Raw genomic sequence first — 20,447 nt, forward strand, 5'->3', positions numbered from 1 at the left:
TGTTACTTGTGATGCTGATAATCTTGCGATCACCAGTCTTAACTCACAAGCACCCACACGAATTGCTTGATTCAACTTGTTAAAGAGCAGTTGGCTGAGGCTTTCGTCTCAACCGAGGCCGCGCATTCTACAGCAACCTCGCTTCCCGTCAACACCTGATTTAAAAAATATTTTCTTTAAATTCAGCGTCTTATGTAAAACCCAGTGGGCTTTGCCAGTTGACGGGCGGCGAATTATATAGACATCCGAACAGCTGTCAACAGCTTCTTTCAAAACGATGCTTCTCGCTGCCGATTCAGGCGCACACGCTCATCTATATATAGAACGTGCCGTAGGGCTGCTGCCCAAGGCCAGGGAGGTGATTCCCCACCCCACCGCTGAAGCATCGCCCGATGCCGACGGGGCGGGGAACCGCTTCTGTAGACAGCGCTACGACAACAAGTTCCCCTCCCGCTGCATCCCCGCGATATCTCTCCGAGAAGGCGATGCATTCGCCGCGCGCCCTGCATCCGTGCGCACGGCCAAGGCCGGCTGAGGCACCTCAGCCCAGCGGCCGCTCCACGCTGCGCAAGTGGGCCAGCACCTGGTCCACCGCGCGGTCCAGGCAGCCCTTGAAGAAATGGTTGGCGCCGGCGAACAGGGTGACCGGGCGCTGTTCGGGCCGCGCCCAGTCCAGCAGATTGGCCAGCGGCGCCATTTCATCGGCCTCGCCGTGCAATAGAAGGCAGTCCGCCGGCAGCGCCATGGGTTCGTAGTGCCGGCCGCCGGGCACCGTGCCCACCGGCAGGCCCATCAGTACCACGGCCTCGGCCGGCTGCGCCAGGTCGCGGGCGGTGCGGGCAAACACGTAGGCGCCGAAGGAAAAGCCCACCAGCGCCAGCGGCAGGTCCGGGTAGCGCTCGCGCAGATAGGCAGCCACCGCCTGGCTGTCCTGCGCCTCGCCGATGCCCTCGGCGTACTCGCCCTCGGTACCGTCCACCCCACGGAAGCTCGGGCGCACCGCCAGCCAGCCGGCCTTGCTCAGGCGCCGCGCCAGGGTCAGCGGCACCAGGTGCCGTGGGCTGCCGCCGAGCAGCGGCTGCGGGTGGCTGACCATGGCTACGCCGCGGAGCGGGCCGGCCGGGGCGTCGATGAGCAGTTGGATCCGGCCTGCCGGGCCATCGATCAGCAGCGGGTTGCGGTCTTCATCGGGCATCGCGGTGTTCTCGTTCATAAAGCGGGCGGCCAGGGTACTGCAGGCGGGCGCAGGAGCACGAGCGGATGACGGCAGCCGCCGGTCCCCGCCACTGATACACTGATCAACTGCCGCCGGCCCAGTGCCCGGCGGCCTGCCCCGGAAACCGGGGCGCCGAACAAGAAGTGAACGAGGACAGTATGAAAGCCGATTTCGCGACCACCCACCTGCAAGCGGCGGTGACAGCATGATCGAGGTAACCGAGGTTTCCATTGCCGAGCTGCGCGACGCGCTCGAGTCCGGCCGCACCACCGCGGTCGAGCTGGTCAAGGCCTATCTCGCGCGAATCGACGCCTACGACGGCGCCGACACCCCCACCGCGCTGAACGCGGTCGTGGTACGCAACCCCGATGCGCCGGCGGAAGCCGAGGCCTCCGACGCGCGCCGCGCCCGGGGCGAGACGCTGGGCCCGCTGGACGGCATCCCCTACACCGCCAAGGACAGCTACCTGGTGAAGGGCCTGACCGCGGCTTCCGGCAGCCCGGCCTTCAAGGACCTGGTGGCCTACCGCGACGCCTTCACCATCGAACGCCTGCGCGCCGCCGGCGCCATCTGCCTGGGCAAAACCAACATGCCGCCCATGGCCAACGGCGGCATGCAGCGCGGCGTGTATGGCCGCGCCGAAAGCCCCTACAACGCCGCCTACCTCACCGCGCCCTTCGCCTCCGGTTCGTCCAACGGCGCGGGCACGGCCACCGCGGCCAGCTTCTGCGCCTTCGGCCTGGCCGAGGAAACCTGGTCCAGCGGCCGCGGCCCGGCCTCGAATAACGGCCTGTGCGCCTACACCCCGTCGCGCGGGGTGATCTCGGTGCGCGGCAACTGGCCGCTGACGCCGACCATGGACGTGGTGGTGCCCTACGCCCGGACCATGGCCGACCTGCTGGAAGTGCTGGACGCGGTGGTGGCCGAGGACGCCGACAAACGCGGCGACCTGTGGCGCCTGCAACCCTGGGTGCCGATCCCCGACGTCGCCTCGGTGCGCCCGGCGTCCTACCTGGAACTGGCCGCCAAGGCCGACGCCCTGGCCGGCAAGCGCCTCGGCGTGCCGCGCATGTTCATCAACAAGGATGAAGCGGCCGGCACCAGCGAGAACCCCGGCATCGGTGGCCCGACCGGGCAGCGCATCCACACCCGGCCCTCGGTGATCGCCCTCTGGGAACAGGCCCGCAAGGCCCTGGAAGCGGCCGGCGCCGAAGTGGTCGAGGTGGACTTCCCGCTGGTTTCCAACTGCGAGGGCGACCGCCCCGGCGCGCCGACGGTGTTCAACCGCGGCATCGTCTCCAAGGAGTTCCTCCACGACGAGCTGTGGGAGCTGAGCGGCTGGGCCTTCGACGACTTCCTGCGGGCCAACGGCGATCCCAAACTGAACCGCCTGGCCGACGTGCAGGGCGAGCTGATCTTCCCCCACGACCCCGGCACCCTGCCCAACCGCGAGGGCGACCTCGCCGCCGGCATGGACGAATACGTGCGCATGGCCCAGCGCGGCATCAAGCCCTGGGACCAGATCGCCACCCTGCCCGATGGCCTGCGCGGCCTGGAGAAGACGCGCAAGCTCGACCTGGAAGACTGGATGGACGAACTCGGCCTCGACGCCGTGCTCTTCCCCACCGTGGCCGACGTGGGCCCGGCGGACGCCGACGTCAACCCGGCCTCGGCGGACATCGCCTGGAGCAACGGCGTGTGGGTCGCCAACGGCAACCTCGCCATCCGCCACCTGGGCGTGCCCACGGTGACGGTGCCCATGGGCGTGATGGCGGACATCGGCATGCCGGTGGGCCTGACCTTCGCCGGCCGCGCCTACGACGACTCGGCCCTGCTGCGCTTCGCCGCAGCCTTCGAGTCGACCGGCAAGCGCCGCATCGTCCCGCCGCGCACCCCGCCGCTGGCGCACGGCTGACGAGGCCACGGGCAGGCTTCCGCCACCTGGGCACCTCACCCAACGGCTACCTGCGGTACGCGCTGCAAGTAGCGCCATGTAAGGCGCATGGGTAGCCGACCTGCCCCACACCAAACGCCTACGACATTCCCCCTCAGCCGGAAATGAAAGCCCGGTCGCAGGAAGAATCCTCCTCTGCCGACAGCGCGTAGGGCGAATAACCGTTCGCGGTTATCCGCCGCTGGCCGGAGCACCGATGTCCGACGACTTGCATGGCCGGTGGCCGATCGCGGACGGAGTCCTACGATTCCAGGAAGCACGGCTTTTCGTAGGATGGTGTTGAGCGAAGCGATACCCATCACCACGGCAGCATGGGTATCGCAAGCTCAACCCATCCTACGAAGGGCACCTCGGCGCAAGACGGTTGCTCCTACATTGCAGGTGGGCACGGCTCCTACGTCCGTGCCCCCCCGGACTCCGTCCGCGATGATCCCTCCCTGGAAACAGCCGCCCCTCAAGGCCACCTTGGTGACGATCTGTAAATGCTAATTGTTTTTATTTACAACATATTTACTTTTCCTTACCATTTTGCCGGCGGAGAAATCCCTCTCCGATTTCCTACGTAAACAAGAATCGCAGCCGGCCTCTGCCACGGCCTCATGCGGCTTACATCCGACCAGGACCCTGCAAAATGAGACAAGTAGTATCCAGCGCCCTGTTGCTAAGCCTCTCCGCCCTCCCCCTGGCCATCCAGGCCGCGGCCAAGGATGACCGTGTGGACCTGGGCGCCACCGAGGTGCTCGGTACCCAGGACCCCGCCGCAGCCGCCACCACCGAAGGCAGCGGCTCCTACACCACCAAGGCCATGCGCACCTCGACCAAGATCCCCATGTCGATCCGCGAGACGCCGCAGTCGGTCAGCGTGGTGACTCGCCAGCGCATGGACGACCAGGGCATGAACGACCTCAACGACGCGGTGAAGGGCGTCACCGGCCTGACCGTCCAGCAGTACGGCCCGGCGCGGGTGAGCTACGCCTCGCGCGGCTTCGACGTCGACAACATCATGTACGACGGCCTGCCCACCAGCATCTCCACCTACACCCAGGACGTGATCTCCGCGGCGGACCTTGCGATGTTCGACCGCGTCGAAGTGGTGCGCGGCGCCACCGGCCTGATGCAGGGCGCCGGCAACCCGGCGGCGGCCATCAACATGGTGCGCAAGCGCCCCACCCAGGACTTCCACATGAGCCTGGAAGGCAGCGCCGGCACCTGGGACCGCTACCGCAGCGAAGCCGACGTCTCCGGCCCGCTGAACAGCGAAGGCACCCTGCGCGGCCGCGCCGTGATGGCCTACCAGACCAAGGACAGCTTCCAGGACTACGTCAGCAGCGAGCGCGGCGTGCTCTACGGCATCACCGAGGCCGACCTGAGCCCGGACACCACCCTGGCCATCGGCGCCTCCTACCAGGACGACAACCGCAACGACAACTGGGTGGGCCTGCCCGCCCCGCTGGGCGGCCGCCACCTGGACCTGAAGCGCTCCGACTACTACGGCGCCGACTGGTCCTACTGGGATACCAAGACCACCCACCTGTTCAGCGACCTGACCCACCGCTTCGACAACGGCTGGCAGATGAAGCTGGCGGCCGACAAGCTGTGGGCGCGCATCAACATGCTCGGCCTGTACAACAGCTGCTACTACACCCAGGACTGCCCGACCATGACCCAGGGTGCCGGCAAGTACGACTACACCGACGACCACGAGAGCTACGACGCCTTCGCCAACGGCCCCTTCCAGCTGCTGGGCCGCGAACACGAGCTGGTGGTGGGCGCCAGCTATCGCCAGGAGCGCTTCGACGGCCACGGCGGCTGGGGCGACCTGTTCAAGAAGGATGGCACACCGCTGGGGGAAATGGACCCGACCCAGTGGGACCCGACCTCGACCCTCAAGCCGAGCATCGACATGAACCTCTGGGGCATGAAGCTCGACCAGGAGCAGAAAGGCACCTACGTCACCACCCGGCTGAACATCGCCGACCCGCTCAAGGTGATCCTCGGCGGCCGCCTGGACTGGTACGAGGCCGACGCCCACGGCGACACCGACGTCTTCAAGGTCACCCGCAAGGTCACCCGCTACGCCGGGGTGATCTACGACCTCAACGACACCTACTCGGTCTACGCCAGCTACACCGACATCTTCAAGCCCCAGGACACGCTGGACGCCACCGGCAACGTACTCACCCCCATCACCGGCAAGAACTACGAGATCGGCCTGAAGGGCGAGCACTTCGGCGGCGCGCTGAACTCGCAGATCGCGCTGTTCCAGGTGGACCAGGAAAACCGCGCCACCGACGACACCAGCAGCCCCAACCCGTGCCCGGCCAACCCCAGCTCCTTCGACTACTGCCAGCGCGCCTCCGGCAAGGTCCGCAGCCAGGGCGTGGACATGGAACTGAGCGGCGAGCTGAGCCAAGGCTGGCAGGCGATGGTGGGCTACACCTACGTCGACGCGAAGTACAAGCATGACGCCGACGAGTCCAACGTCGGCAAGCCCTTCGACCCGAGCAAGCCGCGCCACCTGTTCAAGCTGGCTACCACCTACAACCTGCCGGGCGACCTGCACAAATGGCGCGTGGGCGGCAACCTGACCACCCAGAGCAAGACCGAAGATACGGAAACCGGTTTCCAGCAGGGCGGCTACACCGTGGTCGACGCCATGCTCGGCTACAAGGTCAGCGAGAACATCGACACCCGCGTCAACTTCAACAACATCTTCGACAAGTACTATTACAGCGGCATCAGCTTCGGCAACCTGAACTACGGCGAGCCGCGCAACCTGATGTTCAGCGTCAAGTACTCCATGTAACGCCCCCGGAGCACCGAGCAGCTGTCTTGCAGGCTGCGCCGAGGTGCTCTTCGTAGGATCGATCGAGAGGGACGCCTGGTTCTTGCTCGCGAACAGACTCCGCTGCGGGGCTTGTTCGCGAGCAAGCTCGCTCCTACGAGAAGCCGTGCCCGTTCGGGCCTTAATCCACGATCACCAATACACACCGGCCTGTCCCTTGCACCCTCCCTGTAGGAGCGGGCCCTGCCCGCGAATCGCGCGCAGGGCGCGCTCCTACATGGGAATGGCAGGGATATGAGACTCCGTCCGCGGTCACCGACACACGCCGGCCTGCCGGCCGGATCGCGGATGAATCTCCTACGGTTTGCCCCCTGTACCGAGGTGCTTTTCGTAGGATGGGTTGAGCTTGCGAAACCCATGCGGCCGTGGCGATGGGTATCGCTTCGCTCAACCCATCCTACGGGCCCGGCAAGACCGCCGCTCCCGCTCACGGCCGCCGTCCCGCCCCGCTGCGGGCTATCGGCTCGCCGCCCAGGCGCGGTTTGTAGAACAGGAAATGCTCGGTCCGCGCCGTCCTCAGGTAGGTCCTCGCCCAGGACGGCCTGACGTGGCGGTCGTGGAAGTACAGCGCGCCGTCGGTGCGATCGGGCAACTGGCGGTTGAGCGCCTTGCGCGCTATGTCGCGGGCCAGGTCGTAGCGCTTTTCCTCCACCACCTGGTCGGGGCGGCCATCGCACCACCAGGAGAACTGGCAGCTCCTGCTCTCCGAACCCTGCTTGACCACGGCGCAGACGGTATCGGGGAAGTCCTTGCTGGCCACCCGGTTCATCACCACGTTGGCCACCGCCTCCATGTCACCGCGCGATGCGCCCTTGGCCTCCCAGTAGACGGAGCGGGCCAGGCAGGTGATGGCGTCGTCCAGCGGCGCCTCCCCGGCCGGGTCCACGGCGCGGGCCTCGCTGCGGGTGATGGGCCTGACCTGGGCGGCCGTGCCGCTCGCCCCCTGCTCGGCCGCCTGCTCCTCGAGCACCTCGGCCTTGTTCTCCGCCACCGCGGCCTTCTGCCCGAGCGGCCCGGCGAATGCCGGGGCGCCGAACAGCAAGGCGACGATGCACGCTACCCGGACTGCCCAGCGCATGATCGACCTCACTCGCCGGCACCTGGCGCGCCACGCCTGTTCGCGGCGCTGCCGGCCGGCTTCGCTCGGTTCTGTAGACCGCCGCGCTGGCGGATCATTCATATTGATTCCGCCACAGCCCACGGCTGGCGCGGCCTGTAACGCAACGGCGGGTGTCCGCGAGGGCTCTGGCGCGCCTCTCGCCGGCCTCGCTCAGCCCAGGAAGGCGCACACCTGCGCCAACACCTCGTCGGCTTTCTGCCGGTGCGGAACGTGGCCACAATCCGCCAGCAGCTTCATGGCGGCCAGCCCGGCGGCGCGGGCGACGAAGCGCTCGGGGTGGCGAGCCGAGCCGAACTCGTCCTGCTCGCCGTGCAGGCACAGCAACGGGCACTGCAGGCGCGCCAGCTGGGCATCCAGGTTCCAGTCGCCGAAGGCATCGGACAGCCAGGTATCCACCCAGGCCCGCAATACCCAGTGCGCCTTGTCGCCGTGGTATTTCGCCAGGCGTTCCAGTCCGCCTGGCCGGGCGAAGTCGCGCTCGGCGGCGCGGATGCCTTCCAGGGTGCGGTCTTCGACGAAGGCCTGGGCCGACTCCAGCACCAACGCCTCGCAAGCCGCGCCGAAGGTCGCGGCGCAGCCCACCGCCATGCCGCCGCCAACGCTGTGGCCGAAGGCGACGAAGCGCTCGAAGCCCAGTCGCTCGCGCAGCGCGGAGAAGCCCTGCCGCGCCTCGTCCTCGACGAAGCCCCGCGCCAGCGTCCCCGGATGGGCGTCGGACTGGCCGAAGCCCAGGCGGTCGTAGGCGATCACCTCGCGCCCGCTGGCCCGCGCCAGTTGCTCGGGGAGTTCGCGCCACAGCGCCACGCAGCCCAGGGAGTCGTGGAACAGCACGATGGGCGCCGCGGCGCCGCCCCCAGTCGGCGTCCAGCGCCGGGCGAAGAGCCGGCCGAGCGGCGTGTCGATCCAGTGTTCGCGGGTGCTGACCGCTGTCATGGGGGCTTCCTCTGCTGCTCCGGTGGCCGGCCACTGCCCGGCGGGGGAGCGGCGCGCTGAAGGGATTCGCTTTTAGGCCGGCAGCGGCCGGAATGCAACCCCGGCGACGTACGGCCGAGTGGGAAACCACCGGCAGGTCAATACTGGTGAACATGCCCTGCCCTGCGCGGTAGTCGATCATCCGGCCATGCGGAGCAGCGGCTCCGTCGGCGAAGCGCAGCGGCCACGCGGCCCCATGGGCCGCCACGCCTGACCGCCGGGCAAGACTTTGTGAACTCCTGCGAACGGGCAGCCTCGACTGTTCAGCTCTTACCGGGGAGGCGCGGGCCATGAATACCTTTTTCATCCTGCTGATCATCGCCGTGGCGGCCCTCATCATCATCATGGACCTGGGCCACCGCTAGGGTGCCAGCAGCGGACGGCAGCACCCATGGCGGCTCGCAGGGCCGCCGGGCAGACGTGGCCGTCTCGCCGGCACAGGGCGAAAACACCAGGGACGGCCCTGCGAAGCACATCCCACTCCACCTACCGACAGGAAATCGAACAATGAGCCCGGAGCGCATCGCCGAAATCCTCGAGCAATACCTGCCGTTCTACGAATGCCGCATTTCGCGGGAGGCGGACGGCCAGCTCACCCTCCACTTCGACAGCCGAGTCACCACCCGAACGCACTTCACCATCCCCGGCGTACAGCCCGAACTGATCACCAGCGAACCGGCCGTGCGCGCGCTCAGCCGCGCCCTGGGCAACGAGTTCGCCCTGGTGCGCGCCGGCCAGCGCCGCGCACCGCAGGTCGCCGCCTTCGGCCTGCACCAGGGTCGCTAGCGAGGGATCTTCGCCCGCCCCGGAGCGCCGTCCTCCTGCGCCGCCAGCGACAGCGGCGGCGCCACGGCCTCCAGGGCGCGGCGCTCGGCCGCCACGCCCCAGCGCGCCTGCACCAGCCCGGCGAACACCATCAGCCCGGCGCCTATCCCGTAGCCGATGAACAGGTTCTGCCGGCTGGCCGTCTCGATCAGCTGGCCGAACAGCAGCGGCCCGGCGATGCCGCCCAGGCCGGTGCCCAGGGCATAGAACACGGCGATGGCCAGGGCGCGGATCTCCAGCGGGAAGGTCTCGGCCACCGTCAGGTAGGCCGAGCTGGCCGCTGCAGAGGCGAAGAAGAAGATCAGCGTCCAGGCGAGGGTCTGCTGCGTCGCGTCCAGCCAGCCGCGCAGGAACAGGTAGCCGCTGGCCAGCAGCAACACGCCGGAGATGAGATAGGTGGCGCTGATCATCACCCGCCGCCCCACCACGTCGAACAGCCGCCCCAGCAACAGCGGCCCGCAGAAATTGCCCAGGGCGAAGGGCAGGATGTACCAGCCAACCCGCTCCCCCGGTACGCCATAGAACTCGCCCAGCACCAGCGCATAGGTGAAGAAGATGGCGTTGTAGAAAAAGGCCTGGGCGGCCAGCAGCGTCAATCCGACCAGCGAGCGACGCAGGTGCCGGCGCAACAGCGTGGCGGCCACCTCCCCCAGCGGCGTGTGGTGGCGCCCGCGCAGGCACAGCGCCTGGCCAGGCGCCACCGGCGCCAGCACGTGCCCCTGGGCGCGCAGCTGCGCCTCCAGGCCCTCGACGATGCGCCTGGCCGCCTCGGGGCGCTGGTGGATCAGCAGCCAGCGCGGGCTTTCCGGCAGCCACAGGCGCATCGCCAGGATCACCAGGCCCAGCGCCGCGCCGATGCCGAAGCACAGCCGCCAGCCCAGGTCGCCACCGACCCGCTGCGGGTCCAGCAACACCAGGGAACCCAGCGCGCCCAGCGCCGTGCCCACCCAGAAGGTGCCGTTGATGGCGAGGTCCACCCAGCCGCGGAAGCGCGCCGGGGTGAACTCCTGGATGGTCGAATTGATGGCCGAGTACTCGCCGCCGATGCCCGCCCCGGTGAGGAAGCGAAACAGCAGGAAGCTCCACAGGTTCCAGGAGAAGGCCGTGGCCGCCGTGGCGCCGACATAGACGAACAGGGTGACGAAGAACAGGCGGCGGCGGCCGAGCCGGTCCGCCAGCCAGCCGAACAGCAGCGCCCCCAGCACCGCGCCGGCGATGTAGACGCCGCCGGCCAGGCCGACCCCGGCATTGTCCAGGCGCAGCGCCGGGCTGGCCTTCAGGGCGCCGGCCACCGCGCCGGCCAGGGTCACCTCCAGCCCGTCCAGCAGCCAGGTGATGCCCAGCGCCACCACCAGCCGGCTGTGGAAGCGCCCCCAGGGCAGACGGTCCAGCCGCGCGGGCAGGTCGGTGCGGTACACGGGGGCGGGCGTGCTCATGCGGCCGTCCTCTTCTTCCTCCTGGCTGCGAACAGCGCAGCGACCCATGGCTGGCCACTACGCCCTGTGCAGGTAGGGCCGCTGCGGCGCGCGGGAGTTCAGTGCAAACGCAGACGCGCGCGCCCACCCCCACGCCGGTCATCTTCTCGTCGTCGGAGAGGCTTTACAGCAATACTGTATGCACATACAGTATTTTCCACAGAGTCAATCAGCCACTTCCCAGACGCCAGGGGGACACCATGCACGCCGATACCTACCAGCAGCTCTCCGCCCGGGTTAACGCCCAGATCGCCGCCCACGACGCCCGCCAGCGCCCCGGCCTGACCCTGCAGCGCATCCCCGGCGACGACGCCAAGGCCTGGGAACGGGTGCTGATGGAACTGCGCGGCGCAGACAACCTCACCGTGCTGCCACTGCGCGACGGCGCGGTGCGCCTGGCCTGGCACAGCTGGCTGGACTGAGCCGGGGCGAACGCGCCCCTACGGGCCGTGCCGCCGCAGCCATTCGTCCACCACCTCGCCCATGGTCGCCGGGGCGCCACTGCGTATCCAGGCCATGAAGGCACGCTCGAAACGAAAGCCCTCGCCGCACTGCTCGCGCAGGAAGCGGCGGACGTTCTGGGTGTTGCGGTAGCCCGGATCGACCGGGGTCTGCCGGGTGATCGGCTGGCTGTGCCAATCGAAGCGCATGGGGCCACTCCCAGGTTGCGGCATGGAAGGAGTTAGCCTGACAGGATGCGGCGTGGCCAACCAGGGCCATGTCGCCATGCGTTGCGGATACGGCTTCCGGGCAAGCGCTCCTGAACTATCCGTCCGCAACCCGAGCGCACGGCGGCCGCACCACACCTGGGCCACGCTGGCCGGCGAGTTCATCCGCTGGTCGACCTGGGCGCGCTTACGGGGAAACGATGTGGAAAGCCCCGTAGGATGGCGTTGAGCGAAGCGATACCCATCGCCACGGCCGCATGGGTTTCGCAAGCTCAACCCATCCTACGAAGAGCGATGAGGCTGGGGTGCCCTAGCCTCAGCGCCGGGTTCGTATGTTTGTATGAAAACCCGCCGCCCAATCGTTAGAAATGCACGATGGGTGGCGCCGGCGCTGCTCGGCGAGATTATGGGAAACAACAACCCATGGGCTCTCGCCATGAAACGCTCCCTCTGGCTCCAGGAAATTGCCGACGAACTCACCCCGACCGCGCCCCTGCGGGAGGACCTCAGCGTCGACGTCGCCATCATCGGCGGCGGCTTCGTCGGGCTATGGACGGCGCTGCGCCTGCTGGAGCTCGAACCGCAGTGCCGGATCGTGATCCTCGAACGCGACATCTGCGGCGGCGGCGCCTCGGGGCGCAACGGCGGCTTCGTGATGTCCTGGTGGCCGAAGATCAGCTCGCTGGTGGCGCAGTGCGGCAAGGAAGAAGCCCTGCGCCTGGCCCGCGCCTCGGAAGCGAACATCGGCGAGATCGGCGAGTTCTGCGCGCAGCACGGCATCGACGCGCACTTCCGCCGCGGCGGCTGGCTGTGGACCGCCACCAGCGACGCCCAGCGCGGCGCCTGGAAAGGCGTGCAGCGCACCTGCGAAAGCCTGGGCGAGCAGGTCTTCCGCTCGCTGCCGGACAACGAAGTGCAGCGCCGCGCCGGCTCGTGCCAGCACCTGGAAGGCGTGATCGAGGCCAGCAACGCCACCGTGCAGCCCGCCCGCCTCGCCCGCGGCCTGCGCCGGGTGGCGCTGGAGAAAGGCGTGCGAATCTTCGAGAACACGCCCGTGGACGACATCCAGCGCAGCGAACCGGCGGTGCTGCGCACGCCCTCGGGCTCGGTCACGGCGCGGCGCGTGGTGCTGGCCACCAATGCCTGGGCCGCGCAGATCCCCGAACTCAGCCGCGTCGTCCTGCCGGTCACCAGCACCATAGTGGCGACCAACCCGATCCCCCGGCGCCTGGAACAGATCGGCTGGACCGGCGGCGAGTCGATCACCGATTCGCAACTGATGGTGGACTTCTACCGCACCACGCAGGACGGCCGCATCGCCTTCGGCAAGGGCACCGGCATGATCAACTACGCCAGCCGCATCGACGCCAGCTTCGACGACAACCCGCGGCTGAGCGAAGAGACCGAGAAAGACTTCCGCCGCACCTACCCCAACCTCGCCGACGAGCCCATCAGCCACGCCTGGTGCGGCCCCATCGACCGCACCTACGACAGCATGCCGGTGTTCGGCCACCTGAAAGGCGCGCCGCACATCTTCTACGGCATCGGCTGGAGCGGCAACGGCGTCGGCCCCAGCCGCCTGGGCGGGCGCATCCTCGCCAGCCTGGTGCTGGGGCGCAGCGACGAATGGAGCCGCTGCGGCCTGGTGGGGCGCCGGCCCAAGAGCTTCCCGCCGGAGCCCATCCGCTACTTCGGCGGCCTGCTGGTGCGCGGCGCGGTGCAGCGCAAGGAGGAGCAGGAAGCGCAGAACCGCAAGCCGTCCTGGCTCGACCTCAGGTTGAGCAAGTTCGCCCCCGTGGGCCTGGAAGACAAGAGCGCCTGAACAGGCGAGGAGACCCCCGATGCAGCACCTGATCCATCTGCCCGATACCGCCCGCTTCCCGCTGCCCGCCGGCGTGCCAGCCAAGGCGCCCGTGGGCACGCCGGTGGCCGAAGCCGCCACCTACGCCGCCGAAGGCCAGGGCGGCCTGCTGACCGGCGTGTGGGAATGCACGCCGGGGCGCTTCCGCCGCCAGGTCATGGAGCGCGAGTTCAGCCACTTCATCAGCGGCCACGGCTTCTTCATTCCCGACGAGGGCGAGCCCATCGAACTGCGCGCCGGCGACGCCATCCTGTTCCCGGCGAACTGTCACGGCACCTGGGACATTCGCGAAACCCTGCGCAAGAGCTTCGTGATCATGCCTTGAGGCCGGCGATGTCCGCCGCGCGCAGGGCGATCCACAGCACGGCGACGTCCTCGGTGGAGTCCAGCGAGAGGCCGGTGATCTCCTCGATGCGGCGGATGCGGTAGACCAGCGTCTGACGGTGCACGTTGAGCCGCTCGGCGGTCTTCTGCCAGGAGCGGTTCTGTTCGAGGAACACCTGCAGCGTGTGCTGCAGCTGCGCGCCCTGCTGCTGGTCGTAATCGGCCAGGGCGCCCAGGGCGCGGCGGTGGACCAGCTGGGCTTCCTCCAGGCTGGACGGCAGCCACAGCAGCTCGCCGGAAGCCCGCCCGTAGTGGGCGACCTGGCGGCTGGCCGAGGTATGCGCCAGGGCCAGGCGCGCCTCGCGCAGCGCCTCCGGGGTGCGGCCCGAGTGCCCCAGCGGATTGGACAGCCCCAGCGGGCAGCCGAGCACCTGCTGCACCTGCTCCGCCGCCGCGTCCGAGGCCAGCAGCAGGATCAGTTCCTCGCCCTGCACGCGCGACAATAACGCCACGCCCTGCAAGTGCAGCCGCTGCGACCAGCGCTCGGGCAAATCCGCCTGGCAACGGGCAACGGCGAAGACCGCCTGGCCGACGGGGTAGCCCAGGGCGCCCAGGCGCTCGTGGGCGGGCCGCTCGCTCAGGCGCTGCTGCAACAGGTCATCCAGCAACTCCCAGCCCTGGCGCAGCAGGCGCTCATGCTCGACCTGCTGGCGCTCCAGCTCGATGCCCAGCACCGCCGTCACGTGGTGCAGCAGGCCGTAGTCGATCAGGCCGCCGCCGCACGCGAGAATCTTGCAGGCCGGCACCGAAGGCAGGGCCATGACCAGGGCGTCGCCCTCCTCCGTCGAATGGCGGGTGACGGTGGTCGTGGTGTTCGCACGCTTGCCCAGGGCCGCCCGCCAGTGCGCCGGCAGCGGCGCCAGGCCCGCATGCCAGGGCTCCAGCGAGGCGGCGTCGAACAGGTACAACTGCGTGCGCAAGTCCGCCGCCAGGCGCTGCAGCAGGAACTCCACGCCGACGTGGCGCAGGCCCATGCGGGCGCTTTCATAGATGCGCGCCACCGCGCTGCGGCGCTCCTGCTCCTCCTGCTTGCTGGCGTCGATGATCGCCCGGGCGACCGCCGAGAACGGCACCGAGCTGTGCGTCAGCAGCAGCGGGAAATCCAGTTGCATGGCGGCATCGAACAGCGCTTCCATGTCGCTGGGCGCGTGCATGTTCTCGCCGATCATCAGCCCCGCCACCCGGGCCCTGGCCAGCCGCTCGATGTACTCGCGCTGCGCCGCGGCGTCGGCGGGAATGCCCAGGCCGGTGGTCATCAACAGCTCGCCCTCGCCCAGCCATTGCGAGGGGTCGGGCAGTTCGCAGACGTGGGCCCAGCGCAGCAGCCGCCCGACGTGGCTGGCGCCGCTGACCAGGCGCGTGGACAGCGCGTTGTCATCGAGGATGTCCTGAATCGAAATCGGCACGGCGCCTCCGGCAGGTGGGTTCGCAGCAGCGAATCAGAGGATCGCATCGGCCCCGGGCCGTTGAATCCATACAAAGGTATGAACCAGCTGCTGGCGAATTGTAAATCTGTCTGATGTCGCCGCGCCCGGGCCCTGGGGAAACTGGAGGTCAGGCCGCGCGCAGTCCAGCGCCCCCCGGCCCATTGCCCTCACCGGACATTCCCTCGACTCATCGGAGCCCATAACAATGCCAAAGTCTCTGAGCAGCGTCATCGCCCTTTCCATCGCGTGTCTTTCCACCCACGCCCTGGCCGACCTCACCGTGGCCTCCCAGGGCGGGGCGAACAAGAACGCGCAGCAGCAGGCCTACTACCAGCCCTACAGCGCGCAGACCGGCAGCCGGATCATTGCCGACGAATTCAACGGCGAGATGGCCAAGGTCAAGATCCAGGTCGACACCGGCAGCGTCTCCTGGGACGTGGTGGAGCTGGAAACGCCGGAACTGCTGCGCGCCTGCGACGAGGGGCTGCTGGAGGAGATCGGCGACGACCCGGCCATCGCCGCCCTGGCGCCCAAGCTGGTCAAGGGCGCGATCAACACCTGCGGCGCGGGCATCTTCGTCTGGTCCACGGTGCTGGCCTACAACGCCGACAAGCTCAAGACCGCGCCCACCGGCTGGGCCGACTTCTGGGACGTGAAGAAGTACCCGGGCAAGCGCGGGCTGCGCAAGGGCCCGATGTACACCCTGGAGTACGCGCTGATGGCCGACGGCGTACCGTACAAGGACATCTACGCCGTGCTCGCCACCAAGGAAGGCCAGGACCGCGCCTTCCGCAAGCTCGACGAGATCAAGCCGTACATCCAGTGGTGGGAAGCCGGCGCGCAGCCGCCGCAGTACCTGGTCTCCGGCGACGTGGTGATGAGCGCCGCGTACAACGGGCGCATCTCCGCCGTGCAGAACGAAAGCAACCTGAAGGTGGTGTGGAACGGCGGCATCTACGACATCGAGTCCTACGCCATTCCCAAGGGCGCCAAGCACGCCGAGGAAGGGCGCAAGTTCATCCGGTTCGTGCTGCAGGAACCGCAACAGAAGGCCTATTCCGACCACATCGCCTACGGGCCGGTGAATCTCGAGGCTGCGGCGCAGATAGCGCCTGCGCAGAGCCGGGACCTTCCCAGCGCGCCGGATAACCTGGGCAAGCAGCTGGCGATGGATGCGGCCTTCTGGGCGGACCATGGGGAGCAGCTACAACAGCGGTTCAATGCCTGGGCGGCGCGCTGATTCTTGGGTGTGTTTGCGCCGCTTCGGCGTGCTCGGAGGTTTCTCTGGAAATCCGAATCGCGGACGGAGTCCGCTCCTACGGTTACAGGGAAACACGGCTTTTCGTAGGATGGCGTTGAGCGAAGCGATACCCATCAGCGCAACCGCATGGGTTTCGCAAGCTCAACCCATCCTACGAAGAGCGCCCCCGCGGCACGGACAGCCCCCTCTCCCGCTTGCGGGTGAGGGCCGGGGAGAGGGCGCTACAAACTCTCCCTGACCGCCTCCAACCCCGGCCTCCCATCGACGGTCGCCACATCCTTCAACCACGGCTCCAGCACCTGCGGGTTCTTCTTCAGCCAGGCCTTCGCCGCGTCCTCGGGTTCCATCTTGTCATCCAGGATGGAGCCCATGATGGTGTTCTCCATGTCCAGCGTGAAGCTGAGGTTCTTCAGCAACTGCCCCACGTTCGGGCATTCGTCCACGTAGCCCTTGCGGGTGCTGGTGTAGACGGTGGCGTCGCCGAAGTCCGGGCCGAAGAAGGCGTCGCCGCCGGTGAGGAAGCGGATTCTGAAGCGGGTGTTCATCGGGTGCGGTTCCCAGCCCAGGAAGAGGATCGCGTTCTTCCTGCGGATGGCCCGGTCGACCTGGGACAGCATGCCCGACTCGCTGGACGCCACCACGTTGAAGCCGGCGTCCTTCAAGCCGAAGGCGTTCTGCTCGATGGCCTTGAGCACGGCATTGTTGCCGCCGTCGCCCGGCTCCAGGCCGTAGATCTTGCCGTTGAGTTCGTCCTTGAATCTGGGGATGTCCGCGAAGTCCTTCAGCCCGCGGTTCCAGAGCTCTTCCGGCACCGCCAGGGTGTACTTGGCGTGCTTGAGGTTGACGCGGACGATGTCGATCCTGCCGGCGTCGCGGTAGGGCTTGAGGTCCGGCTCCATGGTCGGGATCCAGGTGCCGAGGAAGACGTCCATGTTCTTGCCTTCGGCCAGCGCCTTGTAGGTCAGCGGCACCCCCAGCAGGGTCACCTTGGTCTTGTAGCCCAGGCCCTTGAGCAGGGTGTTGGCGATGGCGGTGGTGGACTGGATGTCGGTCCAGCCGGGGTCGGACATCCTGACCAGTTGGCACTGCGCGGGCTCGGCGGACTGCGCCGCAATGGGGAGAACGGCCAGGGCGCCCAGGAACAGCAGGGATGCAGCTTTCATCGGGAGAATCCTCAAGGCAAGGTTTTGTTTTTGTGGGTTGCGCCTGCGCAGGGCAGGCCCGCCTCACCGGCGTATGCCGATGGTCTTCCCGCAATAGCCGGGGTGCCGGGCCCCCTGGAACTGCCGGAAAAGCTCGGAAATCCGCGAATCCACCGCCCCGGCGAAGGCACTGGACCTGCCGGTTCGGCTGTCGATGTTCATCAGCATCTGCTCGCTCACCGCCAGGGGCTCGGCCGCGCCCTCGCGGTAGAGGTTGTGCACGATGTGCAGGCGCTTGAGGTCGCGGTCGATGAACGACGTGCGCACTTCCAGCGCCTCGTGCAGCTTCGCCTGGGCCAGGTAGTTGATGTGCGCTTCGAGGGTGAACAGGGTGTGCCCGGTGTCGGCCCGGCCCGCCGCGTCCAGGCCGATGCGCGCCATCAGCGCATCGGTGGCGTAGCTGAAGATGAGGAAGTAGAAAGCGTCGCGCAGGTGCTCGTTGTAGTCGATCCATTCGCGCAGCACGGGCGTTCGATAGGTCAGCATGGCGTGTCCTGCTCTGGGGGGAGTGGGCTTACAGGTCCAGTTCCAGGGTTGCGGAAAGCGCCCGGGACACGCAGACCATCAGGGTGCGGTTGGCCTTGCGCTCCGCCTCGCTCAGCACGCTGTCGCGGTGGTCGGGGATGCCGGCCAGCACCCGGGTCTCGCAGGCGCCGCAGGTGCCCTCGCGGCAGGAGTTCTCGACGCAGACGCCGTTGGCCTCCAGCACCTGCAGGATGCTCTGCCCGGCCGGCACCTCCAGGCACTTGCCGCTGCGCGCGAGCTCGAGGGTGAAGGGCGCGCCGGCCCCGGCCTTCTCCACCTGCCGCGGCGAGAACCATTCGAAATGCACCTGCTCGGCGGGGAAGGCCCTGGCCGCAGCCTCCACCGCCAGCATCAAGGGCGTGGGGCCGCAGGTGTAGAGGTGCGCCCGCGCCGGCAGGCGGGCCAGGTTGCCGGCGATGTCGAACAGCCCGCCGGCCTCTTCGTCGGCATGCAGGGTCACCCGGCTGCCGTAGGCCGCGAGCTGGTCGAGGAAGGCCGCGCGCTCGCGGCTGCGCACCAGGTAGAACAGCCGCCAGGGGCGCCGGTTCGCCTCGCACCAGTGGATCATCGAGAGGATCGGCGTGATGCCGATGCCGCCGGCGAAGAAGACCAACTCGGCGGCGTCCTCGAACAGCGGGAAGTGGTTGCGCGGCGGCGTGACGCTGAGCAGGTCGCCGACGCGCAACTGCTGGTGGACGTAGCTCGAACCGCCGCGGCTGGCCGGCGCCAGGCCGACGCCGACGCGGTAGGCGTCGCGCTGCCGGGCGTCGCCGCATAGCGAGTACTGGCGCACCAGGCCGCCGGGCAGGTGCAGTTCGATGTGCGCGCCGGGGGTGAAGGCCGGCAGCTCGCCGCCGGCGGGATCGCGCAGTTCGATGACCAGCGCGTCCCGGGCGGCGCTGGCGATCTCCGCCACCCGCAGTGTCAGACGTTGGACCGACATGATGACCTCTGCTCCTGGATCGGGGACTACGGCCGGCGGAACGCTTATGCCCCGCCAGCCTGCGAACGACCTCAACGGCTTATTTGCGCCGCAGGTTCGCGGTGGTCTTGAGCATCGCGGTGATCAGCTCGTCGCGGGCCCGGGAAAGCTCTGCCTGGGTGCCGTCGGCGGACTCGGCGGCCACACCCTGGACCAGCAGCGCCGCGGTCTCGGCATCCAGCCGCGGGTCGCCCAGGTCGTCCCACCAGCGGTGGAAGCTCTCGGCGTACTTCTGGCAGAAGGATTCCAGGCCGCCGGGCCCGCCGCCCAGGTGGAACAGCAGCGTCGGCCCCATGGCCGCCCAGCGCAGGCCGGGCCCGGCCCACACGGCGGTGTCGACGTCCTCGACGCTGGCCGCGCCGATCTTCACCAGGTGGATGGCCTCGCGCCAGAGCGCGGCCTGCAGGCGGTTGGCGACGTGGCCGGGGACTTCGCGGTGCACGCGGATGGTCACCTTGCCGACCTGCTGGTAGAAGCGTTCCGCGCCCTCGACCGCATCCTGCGCGGTGCGCTGGTTGCCCATGACCTCCACCAGCGGGATCAGGTGCGGCGGGTTGAACGGGTGGCCGAGGACGAAGCGCGATGGGTCCCGCCAGCCGGCCTGCATCTCGCTCAGCGGCAGGCCCGAGGCGGACGACGCGACTATGGCGCCGGCCTTCAGCAGCGGTTCGATTTCGGCATAGAGCGCATGCTTGATCCGGATGCGCTCGGGCACGCTCTCCTGGATGAAGTCGGCGTGCTTCACCGCGTCGGCGGCGTTGCGGTGGAAGCTCAGCTCGCCCGGCGCGCCCTCCTTCACCAGGCCCAGTTCCACCAGGGTGGGCCAGGCGTTCTTCACGTACTCGCGCACCTCGTCCTCCATCCCCTCGGCAGGGTCGAAGACCGCCACGTCACGGCCGGAGGCCAGGAACAACGCCGCCCAGCTGGCACCGATGACACCGGCGCCCAATACCGCCACATTCTGGAATTCACGCATCAGAAGAACCTCGGTTGGAGTGGAGAGGCGGCGGTCAGTCCGCCGTCGATGACATAGCACTGGCCGGTGACGAAGCCGGCCTGTTCACTGGCGAGCCAGGCCACCAGCCCGGCGACGTCCTGGGGCCGGCCGAAGCGCCCGGCGGGGTGCCGGGCCAGGGCGTCGGCCTTGGCTTTCCCGGGGTCGCGGGCCTGGGCGAAACCGTCCTCGGCCATGGCCGTCATGATCCAGCCCGGGCACACCGCGTTGCAGCGCACGCGCGGGCCATGGTCGATGGCTATGGAGCGCGTCAGGCCATGCACGAAGGCCTTGGAGGCGTTGTACAGGGCCATGGACGGATCGGCGTTCAGCCCGGAGATCGAGCCGAGGTTGACGATGCTGCCGCCCCGCTCCGCCATGACCGGCAGCACGGCGCGGCAGAGGTTGAAGGTGCCCTTGGCATTGATGCCCATGACCTGCTCCCAGTCCTCGTCGGTGGTGGCGTCGAGGGTCTTCTCCACCTGCACGCCGGCGTTGTTGACCAGCACCGTGGGCGCGCCGAAGTGTTCGAGAGTGCGTTCCACCACGCGCCCGGCATCGGCGCTGCGCGAGACGTCGGCCTGCACCCACAGCACCGCTTCATCCAGGTCGGCCGGTCGCTCTCCCCGGCCGCAGGTCGCGACCTGCGCGCCCTGGGCGCGGAACCGGTCGACGATAGCCCGGCCGATGCCGCGCCCGCCGCCCGTCACTATCACGATGTCCTTGTCCATGGCCT

Annotated in this window: 18 protein-coding genes; 7 read left to right on the plus strand and 11 right to left on the minus strand. The window is 68.4% G+C overall.

Annotated features, from left to right (window positions below; all coding sequences use genetic code 11):
* Positions 1 to 541: 541 nt before the first annotated feature.
* Complete coding sequence (locus RN02_RS01420; RefSeq protein ID WP_043312699.1) at positions 542 to 1,195, minus strand: alpha/beta hydrolase; 654 nt, start codon at positions 1,193 to 1,195, stop codon at positions 542 to 544.
* 226 nt (positions 1,196 to 1,421) lie between these two features.
* Between RN02_RS01420 and RN02_RS01425 the strand changes: the two genes are divergently transcribed.
* Together RN02_RS01425 and RN02_RS01430 are read left to right on the plus strand one after the other, a co-directional pair.
* On the plus strand, positions 1,422 to 3,131 hold the full coding sequence (locus RN02_RS01425) for an amidase (protein WP_043312701.1): 1,710 nt from the start codon (positions 1,422 to 1,424) through the stop codon (positions 3,129 to 3,131).
* A 670-nt stretch (positions 3,132 to 3,801) separates the two neighbouring features.
* A complete protein-coding gene (locus RN02_RS01430) occupies positions 3,802 to 5,976 on the plus strand; it encodes a TonB-dependent siderophore receptor (protein ID WP_082033694.1) in 2,175 nt (724 codons plus the stop codon).
* Between the two features lie 466 nt (positions 5,977 to 6,442).
* Here RN02_RS01430 and RN02_RS01435 read toward each other — a convergent pair whose 3' ends face one another.
* Both RN02_RS01435 and RN02_RS01440 read right to left on the minus strand, forming a co-directional pair.
* A complete protein-coding gene (locus tag RN02_RS01435) occupies positions 6,443 to 7,093 on the minus strand; it encodes a cell wall hydrolase (RefSeq protein ID WP_043312703.1) in 651 nt (216 codons plus the stop codon).
* Between the two features lie 192 nt (positions 7,094 to 7,285).
* On the minus strand, positions 7,286 to 8,068 hold the full coding sequence (locus tag RN02_RS01440; protein ID WP_043312704.1) for an alpha/beta fold hydrolase: 783 nt from the start codon (positions 8,066 to 8,068) through the stop codon (positions 7,286 to 7,288).
* Positions 8,069 to 8,614: 546 nt separating this feature from the next.
* On the opposite strand from RN02_RS01440, the gene RN02_RS01445 reads away from it, so the two are divergent.
* Complete coding sequence (locus tag RN02_RS01445) at positions 8,615 to 8,893, plus strand: hypothetical protein (RefSeq protein WP_009620156.1); 279 nt, start codon at positions 8,615 to 8,617, stop codon at positions 8,891 to 8,893.
* On the opposite strand, the gene RN02_RS01450 is transcribed toward RN02_RS01445, so the two are convergent.
* Positions 8,890 to 10,368 carry an MFS transporter gene (locus RN02_RS01450; RefSeq protein ID WP_043273836.1) on the minus strand — a complete coding sequence of 493 codons (1,479 nt, stop codon included), beginning with the start codon at positions 10,366 to 10,368 and terminating at the stop codon, positions 8,890 to 8,892. The genes RN02_RS01445 and RN02_RS01450 overlap by 4 nt on opposite strands.
* Before the next feature lie 239 nt (positions 10,369 to 10,607).
* Between RN02_RS01450 and RN02_RS01455 the strand changes: the two genes are divergently transcribed.
* Entirely contained in the window at positions 10,608 to 10,829 is a 222-nt protein-coding gene (locus tag RN02_RS01455; RefSeq protein WP_043312706.1) for a DUF1654 domain-containing protein, read from the plus strand.
* An 18-nt stretch (positions 10,830 to 10,847) separates the two neighbouring features.
* Here the strand turns inward: RN02_RS01455 and RN02_RS01460 are convergent, their stop codons facing one another.
* Entirely contained in the window at positions 10,848 to 11,057 is a 210-nt protein-coding gene (locus RN02_RS01460) for a DUF6434 domain-containing protein (RefSeq protein WP_009620151.1), read from the minus strand.
* 454 nt (positions 11,058 to 11,511) lie between these two features.
* Here RN02_RS01460 and RN02_RS01465 point away from each other — a divergent pair, with 454 nt between their 5' ends.
* Both RN02_RS01465 and RN02_RS01470 read left to right on the plus strand, forming a co-directional pair.
* Entirely contained in the window at positions 11,512 to 12,897 is a 1,386-nt protein-coding gene (locus tag RN02_RS01465; protein WP_043312708.1) for an NAD(P)/FAD-dependent oxidoreductase, read from the plus strand.
* Positions 12,898 to 12,916: 19 nt separating this feature from the next.
* Positions 12,917 to 13,261 carry a cupin domain-containing protein gene (locus RN02_RS01470; protein WP_009620142.1) on the plus strand — a complete coding sequence of 115 codons (345 nt, stop codon included), beginning with the start codon at positions 12,917 to 12,919 and terminating at the stop codon, positions 13,259 to 13,261.
* On the opposite strand, the gene RN02_RS01475 is transcribed toward RN02_RS01470, so the two are convergent.
* Positions 13,251 to 14,726, minus strand: coding sequence for a PucR family transcriptional regulator (locus RN02_RS01475; RefSeq protein WP_043312709.1), 1,476 nt, complete (start codon positions 14,724 to 14,726; stop codon positions 13,251 to 13,253). The genes RN02_RS01470 and RN02_RS01475 overlap by 11 nt on opposite strands.
* Positions 14,727 to 14,952: 226 nt before the next feature.
* Here RN02_RS01475 and RN02_RS01485 point away from each other — a divergent pair, with 226 nt between their 5' ends.
* Positions 14,953 to 15,987, plus strand: a complete 1,035-nt coding sequence (locus tag RN02_RS01485) for an ABC transporter substrate-binding protein (RefSeq protein ID WP_043312713.1) — start codon at positions 14,953 to 14,955, stop codon at positions 15,985 to 15,987.
* 242 nt (positions 15,988 to 16,229) lie between these two features.
* Here the strand turns inward: RN02_RS01485 and choX are convergent, their stop codons facing one another.
* The 5 genes from choX to RN02_RS01510 all read right to left on the minus strand — a co-directional run bounded on the left by choX (position 16,230) and on the right by RN02_RS01510 (position 20,442).
* Positions 16,230 to 17,171: a choline ABC transporter substrate-binding protein gene (gene choX / locus RN02_RS01490; protein ID WP_043273826.1), complete on the minus strand. Its 942-nt coding sequence runs from the start codon at positions 17,169 to 17,171 to the stop codon at positions 16,230 to 16,232.
* 63 nt (positions 17,172 to 17,234) lie between these two features.
* A complete protein-coding gene (locus RN02_RS01495) occupies positions 17,235 to 17,696 on the minus strand; it encodes a thioesterase family protein (protein ID WP_043273825.1) in 462 nt (153 codons plus the stop codon).
* A gap of 28 nt (positions 17,697 to 17,724) precedes the next feature.
* Positions 17,725 to 18,678: a PDR/VanB family oxidoreductase gene (locus RN02_RS01500; protein ID WP_043312714.1), complete on the minus strand. Its 954-nt coding sequence runs from the start codon at positions 18,676 to 18,678 to the stop codon at positions 17,725 to 17,727.
* A gap of 79 nt (positions 18,679 to 18,757) precedes the next feature.
* Positions 18,758 to 19,693, minus strand: a complete 936-nt coding sequence (locus RN02_RS01505) for a 3-hydroxyacyl-CoA dehydrogenase NAD-binding domain-containing protein (protein ID WP_043273822.1) — start codon at positions 19,691 to 19,693, stop codon at positions 18,758 to 18,760.
* Positions 19,693 to 20,442 carry an SDR family NAD(P)-dependent oxidoreductase gene (locus RN02_RS01510; RefSeq protein WP_043312715.1) on the minus strand — a complete coding sequence of 250 codons (750 nt, stop codon included), beginning with the start codon at positions 20,440 to 20,442 and terminating at the stop codon, positions 19,693 to 19,695. Before RN02_RS01510 ends, RN02_RS01505 begins: the two co-directional genes overlap by 1 nt.
* Between the last annotated feature and the right edge of the window lie 5 nt (positions 20,443 to 20,447).

Source organism: Pseudomonas sp. PI1 (assembly GCF_000812405.1).
Lineage (GTDB): Bacteria > Pseudomonadota > Gammaproteobacteria > Pseudomonadales > Pseudomonadaceae > Pseudomonas > Pseudomonas citronellolis.